We start from the raw sequence: 19,446 nt of genomic DNA, 5'->3' as shown, positions 1-19,446 counted from the left end.
CGATGGGTGGTCGAACGCTTCTTCGGCTGGATCAGCCGCAACCGCCGCCTTTGGAAAGACCCGGAGGCGACCCTCGCCTCGGCCCAAGCCTTCCTCTACGCCGCCGCCGTCATGATCCTCGTCCGAAGGCTCGGCCGAGCGTCATGACTTATCGGACGGACTCTGAGGGCGCCTTTGGGATCGACATGTCGGTAAAGTGTCTGGCGGGTGATGCCAAGCTCAATGCAGAGGTCCGCGACTTTGGTTTCTGGCTGCCCCATTGCGGCTTGCGCCAGTCGCAGTTTGGCTGGGGTCATCTTTGGTTTGCGCCCGCCATTGCGGCCTCTAGCGCGCGCTGAGGCAAGGCCAGCCTTGGTGCGCTCGATGATGAGCTCGCGCTCAAATTCCGCCAACGCTGCGAAGATCCCAAACACCAGCCGGCCATTGGCGGTGGTGGTGTCGATGTTGGCCCCCTGGCCTGTGAGCACCTTGAGCCCGACCTCACGCTTGGTCAGATCGTGGACGGTGTTGACGAGGTGGCGCAGGTCGCGGCCGAGGCGGTCGAGTTTCCAGATCGCGAGGGTGTCGCCCTCGCGAAGCGCTTTGAGGCAGGCGTCGAGCCCAGGGCGGCTGTCGCGTTTGCCGGAGGCATGATCCTCGTAGAAGCGCTCGGGTTCGACGCCGGCGGCGAGGAGAGCGTCGCGCTGCAGGTCGGTGGTTTGCGAGCCATCGGCCTTGGACACGCGCATGTAGCCGAGCAGCATGGGGTGGTGATCCTGGGCGGGCGTGACGGGCCACGCGTCGTGAGGCGGTATGACGATCAAGGGGCCGGGGGCCGCCGATCTGCGGTGCTCCCCCGTTCGGGCCTGTCACGCAAACGAGCGATTGCGTGACAGATACAGCGACGGCCCCCAAACGGCCGAGCTACCGTACTACAAGCCGTCATAAATTCTACGCTCTGTCATCGACAGAAAATCATCATTAAGTGACACCGGATACGGTAGTGATGCGCTTTTGGTCACTCACTGATGTTTCATCTCAAACCTGGATGGCAACCAGAGCCGAAGGTCGAGCCCTATATGCAAGGCCACGACCATGGTCACCTTATCTGAACCCGGCCATCTTGATACGACATACGTGGTTTGGTACGAAATGACGTTCAGGTACCATCTGACAGGTCCCCATGGCGTCGCAGGCGGTTAAAATTATCGATGGGGGTAAGCTGATCATTCCAGCTGCGTTTCGGCGCAAGCTCGGGATCGAGGTCGGCGATACCGTCATCATCGAACTGGATGAGGACGGACTTCATGTCCGATCGCTTACCTCAGCCGTACGCCTGGCTCAGACGATTGTCGGCACCTTCCGACCCGACGATGCGCCAGGTGAAAATGCGTTGAGCCAGAATAGCGCAAACGATCCGCACCAGGAGACCGAGCATGACTGAGGCGTTCGTCCTCGATGCCTCAGCCCTGCTCTGCCTGCTCAAGGGTGAAGCCGGGACGCAACGCGTGATCACGGTCCTGCCACGCGCTTGGATCAGCGCCGTCGCTCTGTCCGAAGTTTATGCTGCCCTCGCTGAAGCCGGCGGCTCCCAAAACCGCATCGCCCAAGCTGTCGGGGGGCTTCACCTACGGGTCGATCCCTTCGACGACGCTCAAGCTCAAGCCACAGGCATGCTGAGACCGCTTCTCAAGGCGTTCGATCTCTCCCTCAGCGATCATGCCTGCCTGGCCCTCGCACAACAGCGAAATGCTGTCGCGCTCACCACTCAGAAAGCCTGGGCCGACCTCCCCAAAAGCCTCAGGATCACCATCGAAATCCTCCCATGAGACGTCACTGGAGGATCTCCTGAACAATGCCGATCCGGCGCGAGCATCGCTTCTTCTATCCCATCGACTGGCCGCAACTCTCAGCGGCGATCCGCTTCGGGCGGGCGGGTGGCGCCTGCGAGGGCTGCGGTCGGCCCCATGGGCTGACCGTGTATCATCTCGGTGATGGGCGCTGGTGGGATGCCAGCATCGGAGCCTGGCGCGATGGACAGGGCCGTACGCTGCGCAGCCTGCCGACGATCGAAGATCTCGGTCGCATCCGTACGACCCGCGTTGTGCTGGCTGCCGCACACCGCGATCACGACACCACCAACAATCTCGACCGCAACCTCGCAGCCTTCTGCCAACGCTGTCACATCAACCACGATCGCCCCGAGCATCGGCGTCGACGCTGGCGCACCCTGTTTCAGTGTCGGGCGATGGGGGACCTGTTTCGGGGGCTCTACCCGACCGCAAACAAATCGAGCTGAAGCGCCGATCTCTGCCCCCTGCCCCGCCGGCCGCCTCGTGGAAGTGGCTTGATCACTGGCAGGGCTCCGGTCCCCTTGGCATGCAGCACGGCCCCGACAATCTGGCAGCCGTCGCCCGGATGATACACGTAAGCACGGCAGCCATCGGCCTGGAGGATCTCCTGAACAATCGTCTCGTCATCGGGACGTGCGCATAAGGCATTCATCAAACACGCCAGCCCAAGAGAAGCAATGTTCGAGAAGTAGAACTCGCGCTGATAGCCGGCCCAAACCTGCCTCTGTGCACCGACACTGGTTCGCGCGAACGGATTGTTGGGCGCAAACACTGTGCTCTCGTCCAGGACGAAAGCAGCGATCGCATCGCGATCAGCGATATGCAGCGCGGTCCGGATCGATGCGCCGAGTTGGCGCTGGGGGATAGGCACGCGATCACATCCTCATATCGTCACGAACTGAGATCGGCCCAAGCCACGCCAAAGGTACGATCGATTCCGGTTTGGCGCCTTTCTGGAAAAAGCAGGCCCTAAACATCCAAAAAGAGGTCTGACCACGCCTGTTTGGCTATGTCATTGTGAAACAAATCGTTTTACGAATTGATGCCATGCCACAGCTTGCAGGCGTGCTTACCTCCGGGTTCGAACTTCGGATCCTGCGCCGTCCTTGCGATGGTGGTGGGCGTATCGAGACGCGGCACATCCACATCGAGGCGAGCTCGGGGGATCAGGCGATCGCTCAAGGGAGGTTTCTCGCTGAAGCGATCCTCGAGGGCTGGTCCGGTGTGGCCATGCTCACCAACGAGGCCGGCGCCCTGATCTGGTCGACGCGCAAAGACATGCCGCCGCCGACAGCACCTGGCATGATCTGATCGCTGGCCACCCGCCTCGGCTGGGCGTGACCAAGACCGGAAAGATGCTGGTTCAGCACCGATGCCCGTTCGATGCGAAGCGTCCAGAGCCGCCATGGCGTCGCCAGCGGCAGAAAGTCGGCTTCGTCGAGGACGTGCTCGGAATGATCGCCATGCCGGACCACCATGCGGAACGGCACCTCGCCCGGCGGCCCGATCAGCACGACCGTCAAGGTGTTGAAGCCGTCATGCAGCCACGACGTGACGTCGTGGTGGAAGCCATCCTCCGTCGGATCAAACCCCTCCAGCGCGGGCTGGGTCACCGCGTAGGTGTTGAGACTGACCATAGCGCGGCTCCCCGCGCCCCACAGTGTAAGGCGCAGCCGCTCCCCGGCTCGAATGTGCATGCTGTGCCCCGCTACAAGGGCCAAACTGACCGCTTCGGGAGTTTTCCACAACGGGAACAAGGCATGAACGGAAACGCTTCATTAACCCTGTGACCTAGGCGCTCCAGGCCCCTCACGATCCATCAGCCGCGTCCAGTGCCAACTTGCGCCGCTGCCGACCCAAACCCAGGCTCTTGGCAAGTGCGGAGCGCTTTGCCGAGTAGCAGGCCTGATCGGGGCGATACGTATGACAGCTGCGCGCCGTATCGGGCTTGGTTCAGGCCGCCACAAGCCGCGACAACAAGCTTCGGATTTGGCACTCAAGCCGGTGCCGACGGGGATGATGTAGCCGCCACCCCTACCGATTTCGTGACAGACGGGGAACTTTCACCGCCAAACGCGGGCCAGAAGGGTTTTATTTTTCCCAGCCGGCAATGGAAAATGCCATTATCGTGCAGGAAACACTCAGCGTGATCTCGCGTTGAGAAACCCTTAACCGCCTGCAGATAAGGTGGCCTGGGGACCTGGGAGGGTCGTGATCATGCACTGGGCTGCCGTCTGCCTTGCCGCCTATGCCATCGGCTTCGTCGAGTTCATGCGCCTGTGCCAGGACGCGCCGGTGATGCATGACGAGCCCGCCGCGAACGTGGCCTAACCGCCCTTCAAGCGCCGTACCAACCCAACAGCCAGATCAGGCCCCAGCCGATCACGCCGATCCAGCCGATGACGACCACCAACACCATCGCCAGGATCAGGATCGAGCCGAACCGATCAAACAAGCGTCGGCCTAGCCCGACCTTCTGAACAGACGGCGTCCGACCAGCTGTCTCGTTTTGCGGCAAATCCACGGCTCAGCCCTTTGTTTTAGACTGAGTAGCAATCCGCGCTCCGAAAGGGTTCCGCTGATCCTGCAATCGTCGCGTATCGTTTACACGACCCATGCTGCGGTCGCAGCCGGTATCAGCCCAAACTCTGCAACTGATGTTGATCAGGGCTTTGACCGCCGCGGCACGCGGTCTTCGTTCTGAGGTCTGAGCGTCTGCCGGCGCTGCCCTGCCGCGATGAAGCGACCGAGAAACAAGCCCAGCGGCAACGAGACGACGAACCAGCCCTTGAGAAGGCGCAATAGCGTTCTCACCCGTCCTCCGACAAAGACATAACCGTCCAGCACGCTGTCCCTGAGGGATCCTCAGCGGCAGGTGCGGGTCAAAGGCGGCGAATGCCGGTTGCCATGCGTCGCGCAATCCAGCCTGTCCCCCTCTGCCAGACCCGGTCCGGCATCCGGTAGACGGACTTTGCGACGTTGATGCTACTCGCCAACACCCAGAACACGCCAGCCAAGGCGTGCAGCCACAGGCCAGGGGGCTCGTCGGGCTCGGCTCGGTCGTACCAGAGCGGGTCGTTCTCGTCCAAAGCTGATCCCTCAGTGACGCAAACCGCCCGCGCCACGATGGCTTTAGCAAATCATTTACCAACCCGCCTGTCACCCGCCTTGCGCAGCACGGCGGCCGCTGCAGCACGGGTCGTGCACAAAGGCCTGCGGGCGGATCAGGTTTCGTTGCGCATCGGACGCATGAGCGCACCGAGCAGAAAGGCGAGCTGGGCGCAGAGCAGGAGCGTCACGCCGCGACGCAGGCACGCACTGGCACTGAGGTGGAAGGCGTACACGCCGTAAGTCACCTCGAGGGCGACGATCGGTACAAACACCACGGCGACCCAGATCGAGCCAAATCGGCCTAAGCCGAGGCCGAGCAAGGTATTGAGCAGCAGGGCCTTCATCGCGCTGTCTCCGCCGGCCGATCACAGCCAAGGCCGGCGTCTATCCTGCACGCGATCGCAGCAGCCATGCCGCCACGAACAAGGGAGATCAGCGGCTGCCGCGTTGCGCCAGGACGGCCGGGATGGTGCGCAGCATGATGGCGATGTCGCGTCCGAGCCCCCAATGCGTGGCGTAGTCGAGATCCAGCGCCACCCGCTCGGCATACGAGCAGTCACTGCGCCCCGACACCTGCCACAGGCCAGTAACCCCGGGCGTGACCGAGAAGCAGGTGGCAAAGGCAGAGCCGTAGCGCTCGACCTCGGCCTGGACGATCGGACGGGGGCCAACCAGGCTCATCTCGCCCAACAGCACGTTCACGAGCTGGGGCAGCTCGTCGAGGCTGGTTTTGCGCAGCACCAGGCCCAACGGGGTGACCCGCGGATCGTTGGTGAGCTTGTGGGTCTCGTCCCATTCGGCTTGGGCGGCTGGGTTGGCCGCCAGGTGAGCGCGCAGGACCGCATCACCATCGGGAACCATCGAACGGAACTTCAGGCAGCCGAAACGCCGGCCTTTCCGCCCAATCCGCATGTGCCGGAAGATCGGGGCCTTGCCGTCGCCGGCCCAGACGAGCAAGCCGAGGAGCAGGAGCAGCGGCAGCAGGAGGAACAGCGCGGTGCCGGCCACACTGATGTCGAGGCTGCGCTTGCCGAGGCGCTCCAGGCGCCGTGCCTGCCCGAGCGGGAGCACCGCCTGGCTGACGCTCTCGCTCAGATGCTGCGGTGCAAGGGCCGGCAGGGGGGTCGGATGGCCGGCCTCACGCAGCATGGTCGCTCTCCTCGGAGATAAGGGGCTTTGGATGGTTAAAAAGCGTTAATGCAAACTCCATACCGCCATCGTTCTCACTACACAAGCGTGGCCTTGGGAGGCAAAATAGCGCGATTGCAATTTATCAAATGTGTAGTTGGCGAAACGACTATAGTATCACATTGCTGCCACAATGTAATTGAGAGGTGCACGATCATTATATCGAAGATTTAGAAGTATAGTTCCATAGAACAAAGTGAGTTGGAGATAAACGCGTGCTGATCGTTCTCTTGTGCGGTGCGATAGTTATGGCCGCGCTTGGGCTTTGGATTGGCGCGAGTTGGGGCTGGATCGGTGCCGTGCTCGGCGCACAGCTTGGCGCCGCCCTCGGGGTCGTGCTCGCCGCCGCGTTCAAGCTTCGCCGCTAAAACTACCGAGGCCCGATTGTCTCTTGAGCTCGAGCCCTCGCCCTGGCCCCGTCAAGCTGTCGATTGGAACAAGAAAGCCCTCCCTCGACGTTAAGCACTAACGCGAGGAAAGGCCTTGGCGTGCTCGATAGTCAGGATCGTTCTGCTCGTGCGTCTCTCCTCCTGAAAAAAGTCGTCTCGGACCGTAGAATTTGCGATCTCTTCAAAGTCGATATTCCGTATGACCGGAATTGAAAGACCGAAGGTCGCATTCTATGTGCCCGCCGAACTCGCAAGCACCTCATCGATAGAAGAGGGCATCCCCGTAAGGTCGCTTGAATGATTCGCGCTATGTCGATAGCAATCGCGGCAGAAGCCATTCTGCTCGGCGTTTGCCAAAATTCCTTTGCAGCGTCCGATATTACGACAGCAGAGATCGCGAGTGGTCGCCTCTACGTTTTTGGTAAGACCGAGCGTCCCCGTCAACCGGTCGTGCTCGACGGTCAGTTCCGAACCGAGTCGGACGAGGCGGGGAAATTCGAGTACACGCTGATCTACCATCCCGCACGCTGCATCGTCAGCGCTACGATTGACGGCAAAGCCTACGAGGCTGTCGTTGGCAATTGCGGACAGCAGGGACCGCCGGGCTCCACCGCCTCGTCCTTACCTATGAGAGGGACCACCAGTGCGGGCCTGGCAACTCAGGGTCCTCCGGGCCCCCCAGGCCCTGCCGGTCCTCAAGGATCGGCTGGTCCCTCAGGCCCTCCCGGTCCGCCCGGGGCACCAGACCCCGCCACGACCTCGGTTCTTGGCTCGGCGCTCCCCGCCGGCCCACCGCCGGTCGTGTCCCAGCCCTCCATGGCCAATAAACCGCTCGGTGCGACAGCCGTCTCTCCAGCAAAGCGTCCGCCGATGACGCAGCCGCCCGCTCCACCTCACCGCCCAGCGATCGCGACTGCGCCAACGGCAAAGGCCATCCGCCCCCCGCCACCTTTTCGCAAACCCAAACCTAAACCACAATCCGAACCCGACGACCTTGCGCCCAGCGAAAACTAACGCTCTATGCAATGACAGCGCGACAGGACAAATCTCAAGTTTTAATTCCTGAAGCCGCTCATCGAACGTTTCAAACAATCAATGCTGCTGAAGACCAATTGATTGAAAACCGCCGTAGTTCATGTCATGAGAGAACATTAGATGAAAGTTGCGATTATTCATTACTGGCTTGTTGGAATGCGTGGCGGTGAAAAGGTCGTCGAAGCTTTATGTGAGATGTATCCAGATGCAGACGTGTTTACGCACGTCTATGTTCCAGACTCGATATCGGCCAGAATCAGGAGTCATCGTATTACGACATCATTTATTAGTAAATTGCCAAAAGCCTCGAAAATGTATCAGAGCTATTTACCGTTGATGCCTTTGGCTCTTGAACAGTTAGATCTCCGCGGCTACGATCTTATTATTAGCAGCGAATCCGGTCCGGCCAAAGGAATCATTCCTCCGCCGGAGTCGCTCCATATCTGCTACTGCCATTCGCCGATGCGGTACATCTGGAATATGTTCCATGATTATAGAGAACGTTCAGGATTTCTGACGCGCCTCATGATGCCGGTGCTCGCACATTACGTACGGAATTGGGACGCAATATCTGCCAATCGCGTCGATTACTATGTAGCAAATTCAAAAACTGTTGCTTCTCGACTACAAAGATATTATCGTCGCGAATCAACTGTTATTCATCCTCCCGTGACAGTAAGAGATTTTTCACCTGTTGCGTCGGAAGAAGTCAGCGATTACTATCTGATGGTTGGCGAATTAGTCGCCTATAAAAGGCCTGAACTTGCCGTTGAGTTATTTAATAGAACCGGCAAAAAATTAGTAGTAATCGGCGGCGGACAAATGCTGCATCAACTTCGTGCTATGGCACAGCCAAATGTTACTCTCCTTGGTTCTCAGCCGTTTGATGTCTTAAAACACCACTACGCCCGATGCCGGGCGCTCATCTTCCCTGGCGAGGAAGACTTCGGAATTGTTCCTGTCGAGGCGATGGCTAGTGGTCGTCCAGTCATCGCGTTCAAGCGCGGCGGAGCCACAGAAACTGTTGTTGAAGGTCGCACAGGCGTGTTTTTTGACGTCCAAAGCTGCGATGCTATACAAAATGCTATTGTGCGGTTTGAAGGCATGACATTCAACACCACGGATATTGTCGCGCACGCAAACGATTTTTCTGAGACCGTGTTTGAGAGAGAAATGCGTGCGTTCATCCGGCGCGCCCTCGACGAAAGAGCAGGGCCGTCTCGAGATTTAAGTCATTCAATCCATCAATCCAAAAATTCATCGTCACAATAAATCCTGTTCGCATGCCGCATACCCGAATGATGTCGAGTACGTCCGCACTAGCACTACCTGGGCACTTTGATGTTTGAGGGCAGCCTGAAGTGCCTTCGGTAGTGCGGACATAGGACGGGCGGGACGAGGCTGGCGAACAGCTGACCGATGATGGCTTGCGCACGGCGGGCAGGCTATGTGATGGCGGCAGCCCCGGTAGGCGGGTCGTCATTTTTTTCCCGCCCCGTCCGACAATGTTCGGCGAGGCGCAGGTGCTGCAGGTAGGTGCAGGCGATGCACGTCATCAGCTCGTGTCGATGCAGCCCGGTCCAGGACCGTCCCTCGAAGTGGTCGAGGCCGAGTTCTTCCTTGAGCTGCTGGTGGGCCTGCTCGCAGAGCCAGCGCGCCTTGATCGTGCCTGCCAGGGCGCGCCGTGACGTCTCGGCCGGAAGGTTGGACAGGTCGTATTTGCGCTCGCCCGACGAGCGCCACTCGCCCACGAGCCAGACGTTCGCGCCCGGCAGATGCCGGTTGTTGCCCCAGACCGGACCGTCGCCGGCCCGCACCCGGATGGCGGCGAACCGGGCCGAGAGCTTGCCCTTGGTACCCTCGCGCCACGTCACGCGTCGCCAAGTCAGGTCGGCCAGCACCGCCTCGGCCTCACGCGGCTCCCGGTCCGGCGAGGGCTTGCGGGCGCGCGCCGTCGGCGGCACGAGCCGCACGTCGGCTTCGTAGACCTTCTGGTTCTTCACGATGCCCACCGCCCAGCGCAGGCCCCTTGCATCCAGGCCGTGACGGAAGGCGGCGCTGACGCCGTAGCCCGCATCCGCCAGTACCGTGCCGAAGCGTAGACCGGCGGCCTGCAGGCGATCGAGTTCCAACAGCGCGATCTCACCCTTGCCCCGCGGCGCGGTCGTAGCCTCGGGCACGCCGGCCTGCACGCATCGTTGCGGATCGCTCGTCCACGCCTCGGGCAGGAACAGGCGCAAGCCCACCGGCACGGGCACCTCGCCCTGCGCCAGGGTGAGGGAGACCAGAGACTGGCAGTTGGCCTGCTTGCCCAGCGCACCGCAGTACTGGCGCGCCACCCCAACCGAGCGCGTGCCCTTCTTCGGCAGGGCGGTGTCGTCGATCACCAGGCAGGCATCGGATCCGCCGACCAGCCGATCCGCCTAACGGGCCAGCTCCGTCCAGAGCGGGCGATCGTCCCAGGCTGGGCTGGCGATGAAGTGCTGCAACTGGTCGTGGCCCGAAAGCCCGAGCCGTGCCGCCATCGGCTGAAGGCTCTTGCGATCCCCCGGGCCGAGCAGGCCCCGAAGATAGAGCGGTGCCCAGGTTCGTCGGGTCTTGCGGCCCATCACCGCCAGAAACGGCGCCAGCCACGTATCGAGCCCGTCCGTCCCCTCGCGATCCCGATCCATCGCCGCCCCCGAGCCATCCTCGGGCAAACAGCGCATCACGACCCATCAAAGTGCCCAGGTAGTGCTAGCTGCTTGGTGCAGGGCTATCTGTGTTCCACTGAACCTTGTGGTACCCCTGTGATGAGACAGCATTCAATAACTGCGCGCTGCGGCATTATTAGTCGTAATTCGGTCGGGCGAGTGGACGTAGCTCTCGCACATCGAAATCCAAGGCAGCGCCTTCGGACCTTAACCACGTCGATAGCAACCGCCAAAGGCTCGTGAATCGTCTGAAATACACCTCTCACTTTCAATGATAAGGGCGGATCAGTTTGGGAAGGGTCAGAGCCTCTCTTTCCCTCTTCGTCGCCCTATCACGAACTACGAGCAGGATAACGACAGCTATTGCAGCCAAGCTTCCCCCAAAAGGCATCGTCACGACAACAGCGATCGCTCCGTAATCAGCCATCCAGGCAGCCGTTGCTATCCCACCGAGGAGGGCTGCCAAAGTGAGTACGATCATGATATCCTCATTTGCAACTTCTAATTGCATTTGACCATACTGGAGGAAATGCTGCGGTTCCAGTCTGTTGCCTACGCATGAGTACGTAGCTATGGGTAGGGTGAAGCGGTTGTTCATCTCGGCAGCTAGAAGCTACGGCGAGCACGTTGTTGGCCTGCCCCCGTTCGGTGGCCCAGGTACACATCATATCAATCGGTGGTGACGAAGACTCTTGGGGTTCCGTCGCGCGGGCGGATTTGATTCGATGGGGTGGACCAGACGGTGTGCCATGTCGGCTGCGTCGCCGTTGCGCGAGGACTTCAACGCCGACGCCCTGCGACCGCCGGCCCGGACGAGCCGGGAGGCCGGCCAGAGCCGCCGACTGCTGGCGCTGGCTTTGATCTACGCGGGCTGCAGTCGTACGGACGCGGTCCGGATTGGGGCGGTCTGCAGACGGTAGGCGATTAGGTCGTGGCCTCCAACGCCTAGGGCCCGGCCGGGCTGATCGATTGCACGGCCTCCGGCGCCCCGCCCAAGCTGGACGCGGCGCAGCGGCTGGCTCTGGCGCGGGCCATAGAGGAAGGGCCCGACCCGGGCCGGCGCGGGGTGGTGCGCTGACGGCTGAAGGATCTGGTCACCTGGGCCTACGCCAGCTTCGGGATCAGCCTGGACGAGAGCACGGTCAAGGCGCTCGGCTTCCGCAAGCTGTCGGTGCGCCCGCGCCACCACGAGTAGGACCCGGCCGCCCTGACGGCGTTCAAGAAACCTTTCCGCCGCCGTAGCGGCGATCCGTGCGAAGCTGCCGCTCGAGACCGCGATAGAACTGTGGTGGCAGGACGAGGCGCGTGTCGGCCAGAAGAACACCCTGCCGCGACGCTGGGCGCGGCGCGGGACGCCGCCATCGGCGCCCAAGGACCAGCGCACGGCCTTCGTCTACAACTTTGGGGCGATCTGCCCCGAGAAGGGCAAGGGCGCCGGTCTCGTCCTACCCCGCCGCGACAGCCAGGCGAAGAACCTGCACCTCATCGAGATCAGCCGCTGCGTCGCGCCCCGCGCCCACGCCGTCCTGATACTCGGGGCAGGCTGGCATGTCGCCCACGACCTCGTCGTACCCGCCAACATCACGCTGCTGCCGTTGCCCTTGCATGCCACCGTAGTGTCAGAAAGCCCCGTCCTTATGGCGGGGCTTTCGCTTTTGCGGCCGGAGCATTGAATCCCCGTTGCTCCTGACAGGCCGAGGTAATGGCGCGTCAACCCGAACCCCTCCCCGACTGGCCGCGCCTCTTGCGCCAAACATTCAGTTTATTTGGGCATCTGCCGAATTATATGGGTGGTGTTGGGGGACAAATCTGCTGCCAGGGTTCCCGAAGGCTGGTGACTAGATCCCCTTTGTGAAGTATCTTTACGCATTTCAGATGCTTGCAATGATTTAACAGAAACACTCGTCATAGGAACTTCTCTAAAGGGATAATCTTTGGCTTCCAAAGCCTTCGCCGGCTTTTGATCCCCGCATCCTTTGCATACAGAAACAACCCAAGACTGCCAAAGACCGTTGGTTTTCTCTTCGACTGACTTCGCTTGCTCGCGATGGGCTGAAGCTAGAGTGACTGTGTCAAGATCGGATTGCTGTGTTGGAGCTGTTGCAGTACGAAGCTCGTCAAGCCGGACATTCGGCTTTTCCAACGTTCCCGTTGGCGCTGCTACGGTTAGAGAACCTGTCGTGCTGGGCCCACTTCCGCATCCCACGCAGACCTTCGTGCTGATTGTATCGTCTGCGACCTGACGGGGCGTCACTCGGTCAATAGGCTTGACCGACGTTGGGCTCGCATCTCGGCTCGGCGGCTTGGTCTGACCTACCAGGGTGGTATTGGGCGCCTTTTCAGTCGAAAGGGGGCCGCCACCTGTTCCCGTCACATCGGGCTGCGCGGAGACGGATCCTATACACAGCGTGCAAATCGCCAATCCAATGGCGTGCGTGCGGATTAGTGTCATGGGTGTCTCCCTGACACCTTAATCAATCACTCTGCCTAAAGTTCAATATTATATTTGCGCCTCGCGCTGTTCACGGTTCGACCCGCTTTTTAACGTGGCCTCTATCGCAGAGCAGCACGCGGAAATTTAGTCCACACGTGGCTTCGTTGACGATTAGCTAACCTGCCAATGCCAAGCTTGCGGCGAGCTGGGCTCAGGACCGGTTCGCTGGTAAGATGGACGAAGCACCCGTCGCCCCGTGATCAGATCGGGGGACGGGCCTGCTCATGGTCATGGCGTTATTTGGGATTTAGCAGCCTGAACAAATGGGCTTTGCTGCGTCTCGCCCGCCCTTTACCAACCGATCCATCTCGGCTTCACGATTATAATTCTGCGGATCAATAGCCGTTGAATTTCTCTGGCTGGTCGTCGATGCTCCCGTCGCAGACGTTGCGCCGGTCTCCGTCACGTCGCTGCCGATTGACCCATGAGACCGAATGGCCGGTGCCGGTGCCTTAGAATAATTCGCGGAGTGCGGAAGTTCGCTAAACGAGCGAGCACGTCCGGGGGCTTCCAGCATGGCGGTAGGATTTACACCGCGTCGGCTAGTACTTGCCTGTGGCGTCAGGAGGGTGCCAGGGATGACTACCGGCGCGAGGGCAGCGTCCTGTCTGAATGGAGCAGCTGAAATCACCGCCGACGATGCCCCAGCGCCGGGCATCGCAGCCGGCGGCAACGAGCTGTAGGCGGTCGATCCCAACTGCAGCCCTGAACAGCCCCCTACAGCGAGCAGAACCAATCCGAAAGTCGCAATCCGCTTCACCATCTTGGTCGCCCCGATGCGATGCCCGACCTTTCTGGGCGAGCTTTAGCTTGGCTTTTAACCCATGGGTGCTCACGAGGTCCAACTTGCAGCCTGGACGCAGGGGCGGTCCTTGGATCCGCGGCCAGAGCCGAAGACATCAGTGAGGGTCAGGCCGGCATTCAGGGTCCGTCATCGTAGCGCGGCCCTGCCCCTACCGTTGACTTAGCCATGCCTGCCGGCCGACATGCCATGTCCGGCTGTGGCGTGCCTTGTGGCGAGTCGTGAGCCGGCATCAGGAGAGATCGCCGCGAGATAGACCCCTGAAAAGCCAACGGCGCCTACCCCTGGCAGGGTGGCGCCGTCGAAACCCGAGTGCCTGTGAAAGGCGAGTCGCTTCCCTTCACAAGCCACATGCTCCCGGTGGGAGTCAAGACGGAACGTGTTTCCGTCAACGGGAAGGCTTTGCCTGGACCCTAGCCGCGGCCCGTGAGGGACCGGGTTCGATGAACTACGCCTATGAAATCCGCCGGCAGGCGGAGGCGGCCCCGCGCGCCGCGTTGCCGGCCGTCACGGCTGCGTTGTGGAAGGCGTTCGGAGAGGGGCACCTGTCCGAGTCTGAAGCGGAGGCGCTGTCGGGGCTGATCGAGGCGCGGCATCTGTCAGGAACCGAACGATCTGCCGAACAGGCTAAGACCCGCTCAGGAGCTCCTAGAAGCCGCGCAGGCACTCGTCCGCGCACAGATGCCTCGATGATCCGCCGACGGCGCTGGGCGGCCTCTGGACGGCTGCCGCCGGCTAACGCGGCACGGTTCACCCTGGCCGAGCAGGCGGTGCTCGCGCTCGTCGCTGCGGAGACCGTCCGCCAGGGCGACTGCCGCCTCGCAGTTGGGCATCTCGCGGCGATCGTCGGCGTGTCTGAGACCACCGTGCGCAACGCGATCCGCGAGGCGCGCAAGCTCGGGATGGTGACAGTGGAAGAACGGCGTGTGACCGGCTTCCGTAACGACACGAACGTGGTCCGCATCGCGTCCACCGAGTGGACGGCTTGGCTGCGGCTGACGCGGAAAGGGAGGGTGTCGAAGACCCACCCCTTCCAAGCCGAAGAGAGAGGGTGCAAATCAGCGATGCGTACGCATACTGATGTTCCATACCTTGTTAATTCAGGGACTCGGAACTCTCAAAAAGGCTGCCGACAAGCAGCGGGCGACCCTGCTGTCAGTGTCAAATCTGGAATCCTAGATGCGGGTAGAGCGAGCCGAGCTATGCAGTAGCCGCACGCGAGCGTTCGACATGCCGAACACGCCTCAGACTTCGCGGGGTGCTATGCCGCCGGTCTCTCGACGCACGCGCTGTCGGCGGTCGTGAACACCAGAAGCTTGCCGAGCAAACAGAGCACGTGATGACAGATCGGTGCGGGCCAGTTCCCCGCGCCGTACCCATGAAGCCTTGGGCCGGCTGATCGCGTGAAGGTCGGTGCTGCGGGAAACAGGAACCGCCGACGCCGGCTTATGGCCCGTTCGAAGCCTCGAAGGAGTGGCGGCCTCGCTTGAAAGGGCAAACAGAGCCACCGCAACAGATCGGGCAGCCTGCTGGCCGCGAATGCGGCACCGTCCACGGTAAGTCAGACAGGTTGCTGAAGGATGAGCAACAACACGAAGGCTTTGATCCTCGCGCTCACGATTGAAGGTTCGGAACTACGTGCGGCGCTCGCCGAGGCGCAGGAGCTTCTGATCGAGACCGCCGTCGATGAGGGCGAGATGCATGCTCGGGTCGAGGAGTTGTAGATGGAGTTGGCCGTGGTACGTGCGGACCGTGATGCTTGTGATCAGCCCCCACGAGGACTTCAATGGGGGCGGATCACCTAACCTATCTCGACAAGCGTACCCCGATGCATACATTGCCGGGATGCGCGCTAACCTCGTCGCTCTCGCATTTGTCGGTTCGGTCACGGTCGCAAACGCGATCGAGCCCGACTTTCGGCAGCGACTTGCCGCCGAAGCGCAGGCTACACGGGCCTGTTAGAAGAGCGCCGACCTGAGCGGAGCAGACGCCATGCGTCTCGCTCTGCCCGCGCCTCAGCCAACTCGGCTTGCAAGCTATCGGTAAGGGCATGCAACTCGCCGGCATCGACCGCCATCTCGATGAGCTGATCCTGAGCCTCTGCGAGCTGAAGCCGCAGTTCGGCGTTTTCTGTAGCGAGTTCCAGCAGGGGCAGGTCGGGAACAGTCCCGCCTTCTTTCATTCTGCATCCGGTGCGGTGATCGCTCCGGCCGCTGCCGCGCTGAGAGCTGCGGTGATCGCTATGAGTACGGCTGCCTCGATCATGCGGAGGCCTTCCCGATCATGGCAACCAGCCGGCCGAAGCCCTCGCGGTAGGACATCCGCTCCGTCTCGCACCACTCCACGAACTGGTTGATGTCCGTGATGGCGGCCCGGAGGTTGAGTTGGTCGGTCGGCTCATCCACGGCGATGCGGCGCTTCCGGCGGGTCGGCACCTCCCGGCTCGGGAAGCCGAGCTTCTCCGCCACACGGTCGATCTCCCGGGTAACAGGCGTTGCCGGCTCAGATGCGCTCGGATGGATCTCGGCGAGCTTGCCGAAGCCGAAGGATGGCTTGGTGTTCACGCGGCTGCCCTCACGTTTAAGCTGCTGACCAGCTCGATGATCTCTTCGGACAGGCGCTCGGCGTTGTCCCGCGCCGCGGGAAGGCCATTCACGAGGGCGGAGTCTAGCTCTGCGAGCGACCGGTTGTACGTGAACATGCTCTTGTAGGCGGCCCGTTCGTTGAGGTGGGTGGTGAGCACCGGGATACCTGCACCCCGCAACTCATCGATGATCATTTTTTCGTTCCGGGTTGGGATCGCCGGCGAGGTCCGCGTGAACAGCACCCGGAACGGGATCATGCGGCCGACGACCTGCTCCTCTTCTTGCACCAGGCTGACGGCACGGGCGGCCTGGGCAGCGTCGACGGCGCTGGCCTGCATCGGGATCAGCACTAGGTCTGAACGCATGATCGCGCGTGAGACCATGCGGCTCGCTGTGCCCTCAAGGTCGACCAGTACGAACTGGCGCGCGGCACGCTCGGCGTCGATCGCCGAGACGATGCCGCTCTCGCCGACATCGCCCAGCACCTTCATGGCGGTAGCGCTGCCCCCGCGAGCCCAGGAGGCGATCGGCCGGTTTGGGTCGCAGTCGAGCATCGTGACGGTGGCGCCGTGGGCGGCCAACGTCGTGCCCAGCACGAGAGCGGTGGTCGACTTCCCAGCGCCCCCTTTGGGGTTTGCTACCGATATGACCGGCATGCCGCTGATCTCCTGTCGAAGCGTAGGGTCCGACAGGATAGGGGGTGAACGGTTACCGAGGGGTTAATTCCCTCTTCGAGCGTATGGCACCGGGGGCGCCTATACCCTGCGCATGCAACGCCTACGCTCGGCTAAGCAAGGGTCAGCTAGGCTCTGCTATGTAATGATAGCTATCGATAGAACCTGACCGATATGCAGGTGTAGGGGCTCCTGCTGAGACCGCTAAGCTACAGTCAGATCGATGGATTTCTGTTGTGGAGCCCCATGCCAATCCGGCCTGAACACCGCTTCTTCTACCTAATCGATTGGCCCCAGCTCTCACACGAGATCCGGTTCGTCTGCGCCAAAGGGAAGTGCGAGCAATGCGGCCGACCGCACGGCCGTGTCGTCCTGCACCTAGGCGACGGCCCGTGGCGGGATGAGGACGCCGGGCGCTGTGACTGCGGCCGGCAGCTCGCAACGCAGCTGGCCACCGCGGAGATCGCGGGCGCCGTGCGCCGGACCCGTGTCTACCTCGCCACCGTGCACCGGAACCGCGACACGAGCGTGAACGACGCCTGCAACCTCGCAGCCTGGTGCCATCAATGGAGCGCCGTCTCCGCTGGGCGGCCTATGGGCGACTTCCTCCGGGTCTTGCGGCACGGTTCACCCTGGCCGAGCAGGTGGTGCTGCAACTCATCGCGGTTGAGACCGCCCCGCGGGGCGATTGCCGTCTTGCCGTAGGGCACCTAGCGGCGATCACGGGGGTCGCCAAGACAACGGTGTGCAACGCCATCCGTGAGGCGCGGAAGCTCGGGATGGTGTCGGTCGAGGAACGGTGCGTGACCGGCTTTCGCAACGATACCAACGTGGTTCACATCGTGTCGACGGAGTAGACGGCTTGGCTGCAGCTGGCGCGCAGCTCGCCCTCTTCGCCGACGGCATTAGGTCTCCCGCTTCAGGGGGGGCATATCCGCAAAGCGCACGCCTACTAGTAAGTTTCTACCCTGTAAATTTAGGGCTTCAGAACCCTCAAAAGGGCCGCCGACAAGCGGCGGGCGACCCTGCCGTCAAAGCCACGTCCCGAACCCGGAACGCGGGTAGCACCGGGAGAGCCATGCGCTAGCCGCACGTAGCCGTTCGGCATGTTTGACGAAGCAATCTCGGCCTTGCGAGCGGCCGATCGGCAACGCAAGCCACCTTGGCGCAAGCTTCTCCGACCTAGGCCTGCTATCGAACCTCGCCGCACAGCGGCAGGCAAACGGGATGCGGGATGGTATGGCTATCGGCGCCGAACGTGTCAGGGCATTCACACTGCAAGGCGGGTGCACAACTTTTGGAGCGCTCGGCGGCGTTCCGGATCATGCGGGCCGACAAGGGCTACGACAGCGACGCCATCCGTCGTTAGGTCAAGACGACGGGCGCGGCATCCAACATCCCGCCCAAGGTCAATAGGCGATGGAAGCCGTGCTTCTCCCCCGTCCTGTACAAGGGACGCAACGCCATCGAGCGGATGTTCGGGCGCCTCAAGGGCTTCCGCCGTATCGCCACGCGATACAACCGATTGGCCATCAACTACCTAGCTGCCGTCTGCAACGCCACTACCGTCAGCCACTAGTTATGATTCCCCACTTAGGCCCCTGTATGGTGCGGCTGCCCCCCCTTCTGACGTGCTCCCTACGAGGTGTCGCTTTAATATCGCATCGCTTGGGATTCAGTGGGTTGGCTGGCTCTGGCAGCGGTTGGAAAGGGCGGAGTGCGATAAGGTCCCCCCAGGGCGGGCTTGGCTGGAAGGTGCACAACGCGCGCCGGCTCCGTCTCTTGCGTGAGGCGGGGATCCAGTCATCGAGACACCGCAAGGGCTGATCGACGTGACAGAAGACAAACCTGCCGCCTGCCGCAGATACCGGATCGCCGGCCTTGCCGTCGCCGCCGGCTTGGCTGTGGCTGGTCCGGCCGCGTCGGAGACTTTGGAGGGCGCGCTCGCCAAAGCCTATGGGGGGAACCCCCAACTCAACGCCAGCCGTGCGGGCGTGCGGGCGACAGACGAGAACATCGCGATTGCCAAGTCGGGATACCGCCCGACGGTGAGTGTCGAGGCGGATCTCGGACTGCAGTATTATGAAGGCAGTGGCGGTGGCGGCACCAGCACTGCGGGATCCGCGCTGGGTAGTACGTCCAGCAGCTTGTTGGGCGGTACGTCGAGTGGGGGGTTAGGCACGACGACGGGTGTCTCGACGGGTATCTCTTCCGGAACCACTGGCGTCTCCACAGGCGGAACAGGATCTTCCTCGCTGGGCAATACGAGCGGTAGCAGTGGCACGTCCGGCGGCAGTGGCACGTCCGGCGGCGGTGGAACGTCTATAACAAGCACGGGAAGCAATACATTTCGTCAGACGACCCTCCCGGGTGGGGCGGGTATTACAGTCACGCAGCCGGTTTTCGACGGCTTTCGAACTGACAACAACACGCGTCGGGCAGAGTCGACGGTTTATAGTCAGCGAGAGATCTTGAGATTTACCGAGATGTCCGTGCTGTACAGCGCGGTGCAGTCGTACATGAACGTGCTCAGCAACACCGCGACGCTGGAGCTGAACCGCAACAACGTCGAGGTGCTGGAGGAGCAGCTCCGCCAGACCCGCGACCGCTTCAACGTCGGCGAGGTCACCCGCACCGACGTCG

19 protein-coding genes and 4 pseudogenes are annotated in these 19,446 nt (G+C 61.9%); 12 read left to right on the top strand and 11 right to left on the bottom strand.

Annotation, left to right across the window (positions count from 1 at the left end):
- Window positions 1-147, top strand: a pseudogene (locus FV223_RS05020) (IS5/IS1182 family transposase); the annotation flags it as partial.
- On the opposite strand, the gene FV223_RS05015 reads toward FV223_RS05020, so the two are convergent.
- A complete protein-coding gene (locus FV223_RS05015) occupies window positions 96-743 on the bottom strand; it encodes a recombinase family protein (RefSeq protein ID WP_147725769.1) in 648 nt (215 codons plus the stop codon). The pseudogene FV223_RS05020 and the gene FV223_RS05015 overlap by 52 nt on opposite strands.
- Before the next feature lie 419 nt (window positions 744-1,162).
- Here FV223_RS05015 and FV223_RS05010 point away from each other — a divergent pair, with 419 nt between their 5' ends.
- The 3 genes from FV223_RS05010 to FV223_RS05000 are packed head-to-tail and all read left to right on the top strand — an operon-like array spanning window position 1,163 to window position 2,278.
- Window positions 1,163-1,423 (top strand): AbrB/MazE/SpoVT family DNA-binding domain-containing protein, encoded by a 261-nt coding sequence (locus FV223_RS05010; protein ID WP_147725768.1) that lies wholly within the window; start codon window positions 1,163-1,165, stop codon window positions 1,421-1,423.
- A complete protein-coding gene (locus FV223_RS05005) occupies window positions 1,416-1,808 on the top strand; it encodes a type II toxin-antitoxin system VapC family toxin (RefSeq protein WP_147725767.1) in 393 nt (130 codons plus the stop codon). Before FV223_RS05010 ends, FV223_RS05005 begins: the two co-directional genes overlap by 8 nt.
- A gap of 26 nt (window positions 1,809-1,834) precedes the next feature.
- The gene (locus FV223_RS05000) at window positions 1,835-2,278 is read left to right on the top strand and encodes a hypothetical protein (protein ID WP_147725766.1); all 444 of its coding nucleotides are present in this window, start codon (window positions 1,835-1,837) and stop codon (window positions 2,276-2,278) included.
- Here FV223_RS05000 and FV223_RS04995 read toward each other — a convergent pair.
- From FV223_RS04995 to FV223_RS04970, 5 genes are all read right to left on the bottom strand, one after another.
- Entirely contained in the window at window positions 2,251-2,703 is a 453-nt protein-coding gene (locus FV223_RS04995) for a hypothetical protein (protein WP_147725765.1), read from the bottom strand. The two genes, FV223_RS05000 and FV223_RS04995, sit on opposite strands and share 28 nt — an antisense overlap.
- A gap of 161 nt (window positions 2,704-2,864) precedes the next feature.
- Window positions 2,865-3,014 carry a hypothetical protein gene (locus FV223_RS30120; protein ID WP_187276067.1) on the bottom strand — a complete coding sequence of 50 codons (150 nt, stop codon included), beginning with the start codon at window positions 3,012-3,014 and terminating at the stop codon, window positions 2,865-2,867.
- Window positions 3,011-3,469 (bottom strand): hypothetical protein, encoded by a 459-nt coding sequence (locus FV223_RS04990; protein ID WP_147725764.1) that lies wholly within the window; start codon window positions 3,467-3,469, stop codon window positions 3,011-3,013. Before FV223_RS04990 ends, FV223_RS30120 begins: the two co-directional genes overlap by 4 nt.
- Window positions 3,470-5,056: 1,587 nt before the next feature.
- Complete coding sequence (locus FV223_RS04975; RefSeq protein ID WP_147725762.1) at window positions 5,057-5,287, bottom strand: hypothetical protein; 231 nt, start codon at window positions 5,285-5,287, stop codon at window positions 5,057-5,059.
- Window positions 5,288-5,375: 88 nt separating this feature from the next.
- A complete protein-coding gene (locus tag FV223_RS04970; RefSeq protein WP_147725761.1) occupies window positions 5,376-6,092 on the bottom strand; it encodes a sugar transferase in 717 nt (238 codons plus the stop codon).
- A 254-nt stretch (window positions 6,093-6,346) separates the two neighbouring features.
- Between FV223_RS04970 and FV223_RS30105 the strand changes: the two genes are divergently transcribed.
- Window positions 6,347-6,499, top strand: a complete 153-nt coding sequence (locus FV223_RS30105; RefSeq protein WP_187276065.1) for a hypothetical protein — start codon at window positions 6,347-6,349, stop codon at window positions 6,497-6,499.
- 1,176 nt (window positions 6,500-7,675) lie between these two features.
- Window positions 7,676-8,827: a glycosyltransferase gene (locus FV223_RS04965; protein WP_147725760.1), complete on the top strand. Its 1,152-nt coding sequence runs from the start codon at window positions 7,676-7,678 to the stop codon at window positions 8,825-8,827.
- Here the strand turns inward: FV223_RS04965 and FV223_RS04960 are convergent.
- Both FV223_RS04960 and FV223_RS04955 read right to left on the bottom strand, forming a co-directional pair.
- Window positions 8,819-10,227: pseudogene (locus tag FV223_RS04960) on the bottom strand (IS701 family transposase). The gene FV223_RS04965 and the pseudogene FV223_RS04960 overlap by 9 nt on opposite strands.
- Window positions 10,228-10,516: 289 nt before the next feature.
- Complete coding sequence (locus FV223_RS04955; RefSeq protein WP_147725759.1) at window positions 10,517-10,846, bottom strand: hypothetical protein; 330 nt, start codon at window positions 10,844-10,846, stop codon at window positions 10,517-10,519.
- A 151-nt stretch (window positions 10,847-10,997) separates the two neighbouring features.
- Between FV223_RS04955 and FV223_RS31525 the strand changes: the two are divergent.
- From FV223_RS31525 to FV223_RS30100, 3 genes and pseudogenes are all read left to right on the top strand, one after another.
- Window positions 10,998-11,858: pseudogene (locus FV223_RS31525) on the top strand (IS630 family transposase); the annotation flags it as partial.
- A 2,129-nt stretch (window positions 11,859-13,987) separates the two neighbouring features.
- Entirely contained in the window at window positions 13,988-14,755 is a 768-nt protein-coding gene (locus tag FV223_RS04945; protein ID WP_147725757.1) for a GntR family transcriptional regulator, read from the top strand.
- A gap of 369 nt (window positions 14,756-15,124) precedes the next feature.
- Entirely contained in the window at window positions 15,125-15,268 is a 144-nt protein-coding gene (locus FV223_RS30100) for a hypothetical protein (RefSeq protein ID WP_187276064.1), read from the top strand.
- A 221-nt stretch (window positions 15,269-15,489) separates the two neighbouring features.
- On the opposite strand, the gene FV223_RS04940 is transcribed toward FV223_RS30100, so the two are convergent.
- The 3 genes from FV223_RS04940 to FV223_RS04930 all read right to left on the bottom strand — a co-directional run bounded on the left by FV223_RS04940 (window position 15,490) and on the right by FV223_RS04930 (window position 16,785).
- Complete coding sequence (locus tag FV223_RS04940; protein ID WP_147725756.1) at window positions 15,490-15,726, bottom strand: hypothetical protein; 237 nt, start codon at window positions 15,724-15,726, stop codon at window positions 15,490-15,492.
- Between the two features lie 79 nt (window positions 15,727-15,805).
- Window positions 15,806-16,108, bottom strand: coding sequence for a hypothetical protein (locus FV223_RS04935; RefSeq protein WP_147725755.1), 303 nt, complete (start codon window positions 16,106-16,108; stop codon window positions 15,806-15,808).
- A complete protein-coding gene (locus FV223_RS04930) occupies window positions 16,105-16,785 on the bottom strand; it encodes a ParA family protein (RefSeq protein WP_147725754.1) in 681 nt (226 codons plus the stop codon). The genes FV223_RS04935 and FV223_RS04930 overlap by 4 nt, the downstream gene beginning before the upstream one ends.
- 665 nt (window positions 16,786-17,450) lie before the next feature.
- On the opposite strand from FV223_RS04930, the gene FV223_RS04920 reads away from it, so the two are divergent.
- From FV223_RS04920 to FV223_RS04910, 3 genes and pseudogenes are all read left to right on the top strand, one after another.
- Window positions 17,451-17,660 carry a hypothetical protein gene (locus FV223_RS04920; protein WP_246689605.1) on the top strand — a complete coding sequence of 70 codons (210 nt, stop codon included), beginning with the start codon at window positions 17,451-17,453 and terminating at the stop codon, window positions 17,658-17,660.
- Between the two features lie 413 nt (window positions 17,661-18,073).
- A pseudogene (locus tag FV223_RS04915) lies at window positions 18,074-18,382 on the top strand (transposase); the annotation flags it as partial.
- Window positions 18,383-18,635: 253 nt separating this feature from the next.
- Window positions 18,636-19,446, top strand: an 811-nt coding sequence (locus FV223_RS04910; RefSeq protein ID WP_187276063.1) for a TolC family protein, incomplete at its 3' end; no start/stop codon positions are given.

The organism is Methylobacterium sp. WL116 (assembly GCF_008039455.1).
In the GTDB taxonomy this organism is placed as follows: Bacteria; Pseudomonadota; Alphaproteobacteria; order Rhizobiales; family Beijerinckiaceae; genus Methylobacterium.
This window is presented reverse-complemented; position numbering and strand designations above follow the sequence as displayed.